Raw genomic sequence first — 11,903 nt, forward strand, 5'->3', positions numbered from 1 at the left:
GCCCGGGCCCCGGGGGGGGGGGGGGCGCCCGCGCCCGGGGGTGGGCCCCCGCCGGTGCCCCGGCGGGGCCCCCGCGCGACGCAGGACGTCCGTCAGCGCGACGTCAGCAGCACGTCAGCAGCACGTCAGCAGCACGTCAGCGCGACGTCAGCGGACGCCGCCGCGCCGCTTGTTCCACACGTCGAACGCGACGGCCAGCAGCAGCACCAGGCCCTTGATGACCGACTGCAGGGACTGGTCGACGTTCAGCAGCTGCATGCCGTTGGAGATGACGCCGACGAGCAGACCGCCGACCATCGCGCCGGTCACGGTGCCGACGCCGCCGGTCACCGCCGCGCCGCCGATGAAGACCGCGGCGATGGCGTCCAGCTCGAAGCCGGTGCCCGCGCCGGGCTGGGCGCCGTTGGAGCGCGAGGAGAAGATGATGCCCGCGACGGCCGCCAGGAAGCCCATGTTGACGAACAGCCAGAAGTTCACCCTGCGCACGTTCACGCCGGACAGCTGGGCGGCGGACAGGTTGCCGCCGATGGCGTAGACCTGCCGGCCGAACACCGAGGACTTGGTGACGACCGAGTACACGAGGATGAGGACGGCCAGGACGATCAGCACGATCGGCAGGCCGCGGCTGTGCGCCAGCTGCCAGGCGAAGGCCATGACGACCAGACCGACCACGGCGATGCGGGCGACGAAGAGCGGCAGCGCGTCCACGACCTGCTCGTAGCGGATGCGGGCGCGGCGGGTGCGGATCTGCTGCACCGCGTAGCCCAGGACGGCGAAGGCCCCGATGAACAGGGTGAAGGCGTCGTAGCCGTACCCGCCGAACAGCCCGTTGAGGAACCCGGTGGCCACCTGCCCGTACTCGGCCGGGAAGGGCGACAGGGAGACGTTGTCCAGGACGTAGTACGTCAGGCCGCGGAACAGCAGCATGCCGGCCAGCGTCACGATGAACGCGGGGATGCCCACGAACGCGACCCAGAAACCCTGCCAGGCGCCGATGGCGAGCCCGACGGCGATCGCGGCGAGGATGCCGACCCACCACGGCTGGCTGGAGCCGATGACGAGCTGGGCCGCCACGGCGCCCGTGAGCGCGACGACCGAGCCGACGGACAGGTCGATGTGCCCGGCGATGATGACCATCACCATGCCGATGGCCAGCACCAGCACGTAGGAGTACTGCAGGACGATGTTGGTGATGTTGCCCGGGCTCAGCGACAGGCCGTCGGTCAGCACCGCGAACAGCGCCACGACCACGACGAAGGCGATGTAGATGCCGCTGGTGCGCAGGTTCCCGGCGATGGCGCGCAGGGGGTTCGCGCTGGCGGTGTGCACCTCGTGCTTGGGCGGGGTGCTGCCCGGCGGGCTCTTGACGACGTTGGCGCTCAACGCGGGTCCTCCTGGGACGGGTTCGGGACGCGGTCGGCCGCGACGGCGGCCGGCGGGGCGGCGGGCTCGGGGTCCGTGGTGGCCGCACCGGCGGGTGCGAGCACCTTCTCGCGGGTCATGAGGGCCATCAGGCTCTCCTGGGTGGCCTCGCTGCGCGGCACCTCACCGGTGATGCGGCCGGCCGACAGCGTGTAGATGCGGTCGCAGATGCCCAGCAGCTCGGGCAGCTCCGAGGAGATGACGATGACGGCCTTGCCGGCCGCCACCAGCCGGTTGATGATCGTGTAGATCTCGTACTTGGCGCCGACGTCGATCCCGCGGGTGGGCTCGTCGAGGATGAGGACGTCGGGGTCGGCGTAGATCCACTTCGACAGGACGACCTTCTGCTGGTTGCCCCCGGACAGCTTGCCGGTCAGCGCCATCACGGTCGGGGCCTTGATGTTCATGCTGCGCTTGCTGCCCTCGGCGACGCGGATCTCCTCGTGCGCGTTGACGAGTCCGGCGCGCGACAGCTTGCCGAGGGCGGCCGCGGAGACGTTCCGCTTGATGTCGTCGATGAGGTTCAGGCCGTACTTCTTGCGGTCCTCGGTGGCGTACGCCAGACCCAGGCCGATGGCCTCCTGCACCGAGCGCGCCCGGACCGGCTTGCCCCGCTTGTACAGCTGGCCGCCCAGGTAGCGGCCGTAGGAGCGGCCGAACACGCTCATCGCCAGTTCCGTGCGCCCGGCGCCCATCAGCCCGGCGATGCCGACGACCTCGCCGGCGCGCACGGACAGCGAGGCGCCGTCGACGACGAGGCGGTCCTGCACGGGGTGCCCGACGGTCCAGTCCTCGATCCGCAGGACCTCCTCGCCCGGGTGCGACTCGCGCTCGGGGTAGCGGCTGTCCAGGTCGCGGCCGACCATGCCGCGGATGATGCGCTCCTGCGTCACCGCGTCGGCGCGCATGTCCATCGTCTCGATGGTGCGCCCGTCGCGGATGATGGTGGTGGAGTCGGCGATCGACTCGATCTCGTTGAGCTTGTGCGAGATCATGATGCTGGTCATGCCCTCGCTGCGCAGCTGGCGCAGCAGGCCCAGCAGGTGCTCGGAGTCGGTGTCGTTCAGCGCGGCCGTCGGCTCGTCGAGGATGAGCAGCTTGACGTCCTTGCTCAGCGCCTTGGCGATCTCGACGAGCTGCTGCTTGCCGACGCCGAGCTGGCCGATGGGGGTCGTCGGGTTCTCGTCCAGGCCGACGCGGGCCAGCAGCTTGGAGGCCTCGCCGTTGGCGCGGTGCCAGTCGATGAGCCCGCCGCGACCCCGGCGCTCGTTGCCGAGGAACAGGTTCTCGGCGATCGACAGGAACGGCACGAGCGCGAGCTCCTGGTGGATGATCGCGATGCCGGCGCGCTCGGAGTCGGTGATGCCCTGGAACTCGCACAGGCGGCCGTCGAAGTGGATCTCCCCCTCGTAGGTGCCGTGCGGGTACACGCCCGAGAGGACCTTCATCAGCGTCGACTTGCCGGCGCCGTTCTCGCCGCAGATGGCGTGGACCTCGCCGCGGCGCACCGAGAGCGAGACGTCCGAGAGCGCCTTCACGCCGGGGAACGTCTTCGTGATGGAGCGCATCTCCAGGATGTTGTCGGTCATCGACGCACCGTCGTCCTCAGGGGGTGAGCAGGGGTGGGGCGGGCAGGCGGGCGCGGGGCGCTGCGGGTCAGGCCTGGCCGGCGTCGACCTGGGCCTGGGTGTAGTACCCGGTGTCGACGAGCGCGGAGGTGACGTTCTCGCGCGTGACGATCTGCGACTCGAGCAGGTACGAGGGGACGACCTTGACGCCGTTGTCGTACGTCTCGGTGTCGTTCGCCTCGGGCTCCTCGCCGTCCACGTACGCCTGGGCCGCGGTGACGGCCTGCTCGGCCAGCTGGCGGGTGTCCTTGAAGATGGTCGAGTACTGCACGCCGTCGTTGATGAGCTTGACGGAGGCGATCTCCGCGTCCTGGCCGGTCACGATCGGCAGCGGCTGGTCCGCGCCGCCGTACCCGGCGTTGGTCAGCGCGGTGATGATGCCGCGCGAGATGCCGTCGTAGGGCGACAGGACGCCGTCGACGCGGCTGCCGTCGTTGTAGGCCGACGTCAGCAGGTCCTCCATCCGCCGCTGCGCGGTCTCCTGCGCCCAGCGCAGGGTGGCGGCCTGGGCGATGTCGCTCTGCCCCGACTTCACGACGATGCTGCCGTCGTCGATGAACGGCTGCAGGGCGCTGATGGCGCCGTCCCAGAAGAACTGCGCGTTGTTGTCGTCCAGCGAACCGGCGAACAGCTCGACGTTGAACGGGCCGGTGGCCTCGCCGCGCGAGCCGTCCTCGTTGAGCAGGCCGAGGCCGTTCAGCAGCGAGGTGCCCTGCTGCACACCGACGTTGAAGTTGTCGAAGGAGACGTAGAAGTCGACGTCCTCGCTGCCGCGGATGAGGCGGTCGTAGGAGATGACCGGGATGCCGGCGTCGGCCGCGGCGGCCAGCTGGCTCGTCAGGGCGGTGCCGTCGATGGCGGCGATGATGAGCACGTCGTTGCCCGTCGTGATCATCTGGTCGATCTGCTGCGACTGGGTCGGGATGTCGTCGTTGGCGAACTGCAGGTTCACCGTGTACCCGGCCTCCTCCAGACCCGCCTTGACGTTGTTGCCGTCGGCGATCCAGCGCTCGGAGGTCTGGGTCGGCATGGCCACGCCGACGGTGACCTCACCGTCGTCGCCGCCGCCGGCGGCAGCGCCGCCGCCCTCGCCCGAACCTGCGCCGCCGCCGCCGCAGGCGGACAGGGCGAGGACGAGACCGGCGCTGAGGGCGAGCAGGGGGTGACGTGTCTTCACGGCGGAACTCCTCTGTACCTCGTGGACGTCATGGTGCAACGGCATGACGCAAGGGGGTGTGCACCGCCGACCGGTGGTGCAGGGCGGCGCTCCGGCGTCGGGCTTCCTCGTCCCGGTCCCCGTCGGAGCTGCGTCCCGTCGAGCATTGTTAGCGTTAACAGCGGGGCCGTCAAGCAGGACTGCTCCAACGGTGGAGGACGTCCCGCGGTTCCGTCCGCTGGGTTACTCTCGGCCCGTCCCCGGGGTGCGGCGGCGCGGTCGCCGCCCGGCACCACCGGCCACCCACCCACCCGCTCCGCGCGGGTCCCGCCGGGGTCCCGGCGCCGGACCGGCGCACCGCCCGGCTCCCGCGCCGGCCCCAGGTCAGGACGATCGCCCATGAGACGGAACCGCGGCACCCCCGACGCCGACGGGGAGCCCGTGCGCACGCCCGTCCTGGCCGACGTCGCCGAGCTGGCCGGCGTCAGCCAGCAGACCGTCTCGCGCGTGGTCAACGGCTCCCCGTCCGTGGCCCGGCGCACGCGCGAGCGCGTCGAGGCGGCCATCGCCGAGCTGGGCTACCGCCCCAACGCCGCCGCCCGCGCCCTCGTCACCCGGCGCAGCCGGCGGATCGGGGTGGTCGCCGCCCGGGCGACCCTGCACGGCACCGCGGCGACCCTGCTCGGCGTGCAGGAGGCCGCCCGCGCGGCAGGCTACTCGGTCACCGTGGTCATGGTGCGCGACATCCTCCCCGAGACGGTCGAGGAGGCGTTGCGCGAGCTGCACGAGCAGTCCGTCGAGGGCGTGGTCGCCATCGTCCCCGAGGACGCCGCCCAGGAGACCGTCGCCGCCGCGGACGCCGTCGTCCCCTGCGTGCTCGCCCCGGGCCTGGACGGCCCGGGCCTGCCGGACGCCTACTGGCTGGAGGTGGCCGCCGCCCACGAGGCCGTCCGGCACCTCGTCGAGCTGGGCCACCGCACGGTCCACCACCTCGCCGGCCCGGCCGACTGGGCGGAGTCCCGCGCCCGGGCGACCGGCTGGCGCACGGCCCTCGTGGAGACCCTGCGCGTGGTCCCGGCACCGGTGCGCGGGGACTGGACGGCCGCCTCGGGGTACCTGGCGGCGCTGCGGCTGCTCGAGGACGGGGCCACCGCCGTCTTCGCCGCCAACGACCACATGGCCCTCGGCGTGGTGCGCGCCGTCACCGAGGCCGGCGGCACGGTGCCCGGCGACGTCAGCGTCGTCGGCTTCGACGACATGCCCGACGCGGCCTACCTCACCCCGCCGCTGACGACGGTGCACAAGGACTTCGCCGAGGTCGGGCGCCGCTGCGTCGAAGTGCTCCTGGGGCGGCTGAGCGACCGCCTCGTCCACCCCGAGGCCGTCAGCCCGCGCCTGGTGGTGCGCGCCAGCACGGGCGTGCCGCCCGCCGTCCCGCTGGGCGGCCCGGCCGAGCGCCGGACGGCCGCCGCCGGCTGACCGCGCGGCGCCCGGCGCGGTCCGTGGAGCTCGCGCGCCGGGCGGGCCCGCACGCGCGGACGGCCCCGCACCCGGGAGGGGTGCGGGGCCGTCGGCTGTCCGGGCGCGTGGGCCCGGGGCGGCTCAGCTGCCGCCGGTGAGCTTCTCGCGCAGGGCGGCGAGGGCCTCGTCCGAGGCCAGCGTGCCGGCCGCCTCCGGAGCCTCGGAGGTGTAGGACGACGGCGCCGAGCCGCTGCCGGTCGAGGAGGAGGACGACGACGACGAGGCGGCGGGGGCGTTGCCCTCGGCCTCGGCGCGGGCCTCAGCCTCGGCCAGCTCGGCCACGACGCGGCGGTGGGCCTCCCAGCGCTCGTGGGCCAGCGCGTACTGCGCCTCCCACTCCTCGCGCTGGGCCTCGTACCCCTCGAGCCACTCGTTGGTGGTCGGGTCGAAGCCCTCGGGGTACTTGTAGTTGCCCTGCTCGTCGTAGTCGGCGGCCATGCCGTACAGCGACGGGTCGAACTCGTCGCCGTTGGCGGCCAGCGACTCGTTGGCCTGCTTGAGCGACAGCGAGATGCGCCGGCGCTCCAGGTCGATGTCGATGACCTTGACGAAGATGTCCGAGTTGACCTGGACGACCTGCTCGGGCACCTCGACGTGGCGCTCGGCCAGCTCCGAGATGTGCACCAGGCCCTCGATGCCGTCGTCGACGCGGACGAACGCGCCGAACGGGACGAGCTTGGTGACCTTGCCCGGCACGACCTGGCCGATCGCGTGGGTCCGGGCGAACTGCTGCCACGGGTCCTCCTGCGTCGCCTTCAGCGACAGGGAGACCCGCTCGCGGTCCATGTCGACGTCGAGGACCTCGACGGTGACCTCCTGGCCGACCTCGACGACCTCGCTGGGGTGGTCGATGTGCTTCCAGGACAGCTCGGAGACGTGCACCAGGCCGTCGACGCCGCCCAGGTCCACGAACGCGCCGAAGTTGACGATCGAGGAGACGACGCCGGAGCGGACCTGGCCCTTCTGCAGGGTCGTGAGGAAGTTCTGGCGGACCGCGGACTGGGTCTGCTCCAGCCAGGCGCGGCGGGACAGGACCACGTTGTTGCGGTTCTTGTCCAGCTCGATGATCTTGGCCTCGATCTTCTGGCCCACGTAGGGCTGCAGGTCGCGCACGCGGCGCATCTCGACCAGGGAGGCGGGCAGGAAGCCGCGGAGACCGATGTCGAGGATCAGGCCGCCCTTGACCACCTCGATGACGGTGCCCTCGACGACCTCGTCGGCCTCCTTCTTGGCCTCGATCGTGCCCCAGGCGCGCTCGTACTGGGCGCGCTTCTTGGACAGGATCAGGCGACCCTCCTTGTCCTCCTTCTGGAGGACCAGGGCCTCGACCTCGTCGCCCACGCCGACGACCTCGTTGGGGTCGACGTCGTGCTTGATCGAGAGCTCGCGGGAGGGGATGACACCCTCGGTCTTGTAACCGATGTCGAGGAGGACCTCGTCACGGTCGACCTTCACGATGGTGCCGGAGACGATGTCACCGTCGTTGAAGTACTTGATGGTGGCATCGACCGCGGCGAGGAACTCCTCAGCGGACCCGATGTCGTTGATCGCGATCTGAGGGGTGGTGCCCGCCGGTGCGGTCGTGGTGGTGGTCATGGAGGTAGGGGCTCCGTCAGGGACAGTCGAAGGGTGGAGCGCCGGGGAGGTCCCGGCGCCCGCGGCGACCGGCCGGAGGGCGTCTCGGGGACCACTCGTTCGGGACCACTGATCTGACCTGGGGACGGGCGCGCGCCGTGACAGCCTAGCGGTGCTCGCGCCCAGGGCAAAGACGGCTCCCGCAGCGGACCAGGACGGGTCGCGCCGACCAGGATGGGCCCGTGGACACTCCCGGCACCCCGAGCGCCCCCAGCACCCCGAGCGCCCCCGCCGCGACGGGCGAGCTCCTCCCCCAGCCCTCGGTGGGCCGGCGCGCGGTCGGCGCCGGCGAGACCGCGCGGGCGCAGCGGGCGTGGTGGGACGCGGAGGCCGCGGACTACCGCGCCGAGCACGGCGCCTTCCTCGGCGACGGGCGGCCCGGCTCCGACTTCGTCTGGGGCCCCGACGGGCTGCGCGAGGCCGACGCCGGGCTGCTCGGCGACGTCGCCGGGCGCGACGTGCTGGAGGTGGGCGCGGGGGCGGGCCAGTGCGCGCGCTGGCTGGCCGGGCGCGGGGCGCGCGCCGTGGCCACCGACCTCTCCCTGCAGATGCTGCGCCAGGGCGCAGCCGTGCAGGAGGCCGGTCAGCGGTCCGCTCGGGGGGCCGGGGGCCCGGCGGTGCCGCTGGTGCAGTGCGACGCCCGCGCGCTGCCCTTCGGCGACGCGGTGTTCGACGTCGTGTGCACCTCCTACGGCGCACTGCCGTTCGTGGCCGACGCCGGCCGGGTCCTGGCCGAGGCGGCGCGGGTCCTGCGCCCGGGCGGCCGCTTCGCCGCGAGCGTGCCGCACCCGGTGCGCTGGGCCCTGCCGGACGTGCCCGGGCCGGAGGGGCTGACGGCGGTGCACTCCTACTTCGACCGCCGCCCCTACGTGGAGGCCGACGAGCACGGGCGCACCACCTACGCCGAGCACCACCGCACCGTCGGGGACTGGGTGCGGCTGCTGGTGGGCGCGGGCCTGGTCGTCGTCGACCTCGTCGAGCCGGAGTGGGCCTCCGGCGAGGAGGTGTGGGGCGGCTGGTCGCGCCTGCGCGGCGAGCTGCTGCCCGGCACGCTGGTGCTGGTGGCCGACCGCCCCTGAGGGGCGACGGGCCCCCCGGCCGGTCGGCGACCGCTCAGTGGCCCGCCTCGTGCCAGGAGCGGCCCACCCCCACCGACACGTCCAGCGGCACGGCCAGGGACGCCGCTCCCGCCATCTGCTCGCGCACCAGGTGCTCCAGCGGCTCGCGCTCGCCCTCGGCGACCTCCAGCACCAGCTCGTCGTGCACCTGCAGCAGCAGCCGCGAGCGCAGCCCGGCCTCGCGCAGCTGGGCGTCCACCCCGAGCATCGCGACCTTGATGATGTCCGCGGCCGAGCCCTGGATGGGGGCGTTGAGGGCCATCCGCTCGGCCATCTCGCGCCGCTGCCGGTTGTCGCTGGTGAGGTCCGGCAGGTAGCGGCGCCGTCCGAGGATCGTCTCCGTCCAGCCGTCCTTGCGGGCCACGTCCACCACGCCGCGCAGGTAGTCGCGCACCCCGCCGAAGCGCTCGAAGTACTCGTCCATGAGGCTGCGGGCCTCCTCGGTCGAGATCTTCAGCTGGTTGGACAGCCCGAACGGGGACAGCCCGTACGCCAGGCCGTACGACATCGCCTTGATCTTGGCGCGCATCTCGGCCGTCACCTCGGCCGGGGCGACGGAGAAGACCCGGCTGCCCACGAAGCGGTGCAGGTCCTCGCCGGAGTTGAAGGCGTCGATGAGGCCCTGGTCGCCGGACAGGTGCGCCATGATCCGCATCTCGATCTGCGAGTAGTCGGCCGTCAGCAGGCTCTCGTACCCGCCGTCGGCGCCGCCGGCGCCCACGACGAAGGCCTCGCGGATGCGCCGGCCCTCCTCGGTGCGGATGGGGATGTTCTGCAGGTTCGGGTCGGTGGAGCTCAGCCGGCCCGTGGCGGCGATCATCTGCTGGTAGGTGGTGTGGATGCGCCCGTCGTCGGCGACGGACTTGCGCAGCCCCTCGACCGTCTGGCGCAGCCGCGAGGCGTCGCGGTGCTCCAGCAGGTGCGCCAGGAACGGGTGCTCCGTCTTGACGAACAGGGCCGCCAGGGCGTCCGCGTCGGTCGTCCAGCCGGTCTTGGTGCGCTTGGTCTTCGGCATGCCCAGCTGGTCGAAGAGGACGGTCTGCAGCTGCTTGGGCGAGCCGAGGTTGATCTCGGTGCCGATGACGGCGAAGGCCTGCCGCTCGGCGTCGGTGACGCGGTCGGCGAAGTGCTGCTCCAGATCGGCCAGCAGCTGCTGGTCCACCGCGATGCCGGTGCGTTCCTGACGGGCCAGGACCGCCACCAGCGGCAGCTCCACCTCGCGCAGCAGGCGCGTGCCGCCGCGGGCCTCCAGTTCCGCGGACAGCACGTCGACCAGCTCGGCGATCGCCAGCGCGCGGACCATGCCCTCCTGCGCGCGCGCGTGGTCCCCGCCGCCGACCGGGCCCTCGCCGGCGTCCAGGGTCAGCTGCTCGTCGCCGGGGGGCTCCGGCGCGGACCCCTCGGCGCGCAGCTCCCGCTTGAGGTGGCGCACCGCGAGGTCGGCCAGGTCGTAGCTGCGCTGGTCCGGCCGGCACAGGTAGGCGGCCAGGGCGGTGTCCATCACCACGCCGGCCAGCTCCCAGCCGCGCGCCAGCAGGGCGTGGCTGGGGCCCTTGACGTCGTGGGCGACCTTGGGGCGCTCGGGGTCGGCCAGCCAGGCGACCAGCGCGGCCTCGTCCGCGGGTTCCAGGGTCGCCGGGTCGACCCAGGCGGCCACGCCGTCGGCGCCGGCCAGGGCCAGGCCGGTGACGTCGCCCGTGCCGCGGCCCCACTCCCCCGTCACGTGCAGGCCCGTGCGATCACGGGCGTGCACGTCCAGCCAGGGGCCGACCTCGCCGGCCAGCAGGACGGCCCCGTCGACGCCGAAGCCCTCCTCGGCCTCCGGCTCGGCGGACTCCAGCGTGGCGAAGAGCCGGTCGCGCAGGACCCTGAACTCCAGGCCGTCGAAGACGGTGTGCACGCGCTCGCGGTCCCAGGCGCGCCGGTGCAGGTCGGCCGGCTCGACGCCCAGGTCGAGGTCGCGCACGAGGGCGTTCAGGCGGCGGTTGCGGATGACGCCGTCGAGGTGGTCGCGCAGGCTCTGCCCCGCCTTCCCCTTGACGAGGTCGGCGTGCGCGATGACGCCGTCCAACCCGTCGTAGGCGGTGATCCACTTGGCGGCCGTCTTGGGGCCCACCCCCGGCACCCCCGGCAGGTTGTCGCTGGTCTCCCCCACGAGGGCGGCGAGGTCCGGGTAGCGCTCGGGCGGGACGAGGTAGCGCTCCTCGACGACCTCCGGGGTCATCCGCAGCACCTCCGAGACGCCCCGCAGCGGGTACAGGACGGTCACCTCGGGCCGCACGAGCTGCAGGGCGTCGCGGTCGCCGGTGGAGACCAGCACGTCGTAGCCCTCGGCGACCGCGCGCTCGGTCAGGGTGGCGATGACGTCGTCGGCCTCGTACCCCTCGGCCTCCACGACGGGCACGTTGAGCGCGGCCAGGACCTCCTTGACGAGGTCGACCTGCCCGCGGAACTCGTCCGGGCTCTTGGCGCGGTTGGCCTTGTACTCGCCGTAGGCCTCGGTGCGGAAGGAGGCGCGCGAGACGTCGAAGGCGACCGCCAGGTGGGTCGGCTCCTCGTCGCGCAGGAGGTTGATGAGCATGGCGGTGAAGCCGTAGACGGCGTTGGTGGGCTGGCCCGTGGTGGTGCCGAAGTTCTCCACCGGCAGGGCGTAGAAGGCGCGGTAGGCCAGGGAGTGCCCGTCGACCAGCAGCAGGCGCGGGCGCTCGGGCGCGGGCGCCGGCGGCTTCCTCGTCGGGGTCGTCGAGCGCTTCGTCGCGGTGCGGGCGGCCGGGGGGGTCACGACCGCCAGGGTAGTGACCGCCCCCGACAGCGCCCGCGGCGTCCCGGGAGCCGGGGCCGCTCCCGGTCCGGCCCGCGCCGGTCCGGGAGCGCTCTCAGGACGCCGAGGCGCCCGTGGCCTCCTCGGCGCGCGAGCGGGCCAGCCGCGCGCGCAGCGAGCGGCGGCGGGCGAGCACGTCCTCGGTGGCGCTGGCGGCGGGCGCGTCGCCCATCAGGCGCCGGCGCAGCACGGGCAGCGGGACGGCCCGGCGCACCACGACCGGGGCGAAGCCCAGCCGCGCCAGGTAGCGGGTGTACTCGCGCTCGCCCGGCAGGACCGAGCAGCGCAGCTCGTCGGCCCCCTCGGCCTGCGCCACGGCCATCGCCCGGCGCAGCAGGGCCCTCCCCACGCCCCGGCGGCGGTGCTCGGGGACCACGTGCAGGTGCTCGACGCTGGGCCCGCCGGGGTCGCCCAGCGGCAGCAGCGGCGCGGAGTGCAGCAGGGCGTAGCCGACGGGGCGCTCGCCCACCGTGGCCAGCAGCACCCGCACCCCGTCCTCGGCCAGGGCGCGCACCAGGCGCTCGCGCACCGGGGGGGGGGGGGGGGGGCGGGGGGCGCGGGGGGGCCGCGCGGCGCGCGCGGGGGGCCGGCGGGTGGAAGAT

8 protein-coding genes are annotated in these 11,903 nt (G+C 73.5%); 2 read left to right on the forward strand and 6 right to left on the reverse strand.

Going from position 1 to position 11,903, the window contains the following annotated elements:
• Positions 1–147: 147 nt before the first annotated feature.
• The 3 genes from mmsB to chvE all read right to left on the reverse strand — a co-directional run bounded on the left by mmsB (position 148) and on the right by chvE (position 4,227).
• Positions 148–1,329, reverse strand: coding sequence for a multiple monosaccharide ABC transporter permease (mmsB, locus tag ACRYMY_RS18795; protein WP_432548750.1), 1,182 nt, complete (start codon positions 1,327–1,329; stop codon positions 148–150).
• 50 nt (positions 1,330–1,379) lie between these two features.
• Positions 1,380–3,011 carry a multiple monosaccharide ABC transporter ATP-binding protein gene (mmsA, locus tag ACRYMY_RS18800; protein WP_432548743.1) on the reverse strand — a complete coding sequence of 544 codons (1,632 nt, stop codon included), beginning with the start codon at positions 3,009–3,011 and terminating at the stop codon, positions 1,380–1,382.
• A gap of 67 nt (positions 3,012–3,078) precedes the next feature.
• The gene (gene chvE / locus ACRYMY_RS18805) at positions 3,079–4,227 is read right to left on the reverse strand and encodes a multiple monosaccharide ABC transporter substrate-binding protein (protein ID WP_432548744.1); all 1,149 of its coding nucleotides are present in this window, start codon (positions 4,225–4,227) and stop codon (positions 3,079–3,081) included.
• A 378-nt stretch (positions 4,228–4,605) separates the two neighbouring features.
• Between chvE and ACRYMY_RS18810 the strand changes: the two genes are divergently transcribed.
• Positions 4,606–5,685, forward strand: coding sequence for a LacI family DNA-binding transcriptional regulator (locus ACRYMY_RS18810; RefSeq protein WP_432548745.1), 1,080 nt, complete (start codon positions 4,606–4,608; stop codon positions 5,683–5,685).
• A 123-nt stretch (positions 5,686–5,808) separates the two neighbouring features.
• Here the strand turns inward: ACRYMY_RS18810 and rpsA are convergent, their stop codons facing one another.
• Positions 5,809–7,323, reverse strand: coding sequence for a 30S ribosomal protein S1 (gene rpsA / locus ACRYMY_RS18815; RefSeq protein ID WP_432548746.1), 1,515 nt, complete (start codon positions 7,321–7,323; stop codon positions 5,809–5,811).
• Positions 7,324–7,544: 221 nt separating this feature from the next.
• Here rpsA and ACRYMY_RS18820 point away from each other — a divergent pair, with 221 nt between their 5' ends.
• The gene (locus ACRYMY_RS18820; RefSeq protein ID WP_432548747.1) at positions 7,545–8,441 is read left to right on the forward strand and encodes a class I SAM-dependent methyltransferase; all 897 of its coding nucleotides are present in this window, start codon (positions 7,545–7,547) and stop codon (positions 8,439–8,441) included.
• Positions 8,442–8,475: 34 nt separating this feature from the next.
• Here ACRYMY_RS18820 and polA read toward each other — a convergent pair whose 3' ends face one another.
• Together polA and ACRYMY_RS18830 are read right to left on the reverse strand one after the other, a co-directional pair.
• Positions 8,476–11,262 carry a DNA polymerase I gene (gene polA, locus ACRYMY_RS18825; RefSeq protein WP_432548748.1) on the reverse strand — a complete coding sequence of 929 codons (2,787 nt, stop codon included), beginning with the start codon at positions 11,260–11,262 and terminating at the stop codon, positions 8,476–8,478.
• Positions 11,263–11,356: 94 nt separating this feature from the next.
• A partial coding sequence (locus tag ACRYMY_RS18830; RefSeq protein ID WP_432548749.1) for a GNAT family N-acetyltransferase occupies positions 11,357–11,903 on the reverse strand: 547 nt, incomplete at its 5' end.

The organism is Kineococcus haloalkalitolerans (assembly GCF_050871905.1).
In the GTDB taxonomy this organism is placed as follows: Bacteria; Actinomycetota; Actinomycetes; order Actinomycetales; family Kineococcaceae; genus Kineococcus.

Bases quoted from the DNA above. Each gene is read 5' to 3' on its own strand.
- mmsA (WP_432548743.1), bottom strand. From the start codon at position 3,011: ATGACCGACAACATCCTGGAGATGCGCTCCATCACGAAGACGTTCCCC.
- rpsA (WP_432548746.1), bottom strand. From the start codon at position 7,323: ATGACCACCACCACGACCGCACCGGCGGGCACCACCCCTCAGATCGCG.
- ACRYMY_RS18810 (WP_432548745.1), top strand. From the start codon at position 4,606: ATGAGACGGAACCGCGGCACCCCCGACGCCGACGGGGAGCCCGTGCGC.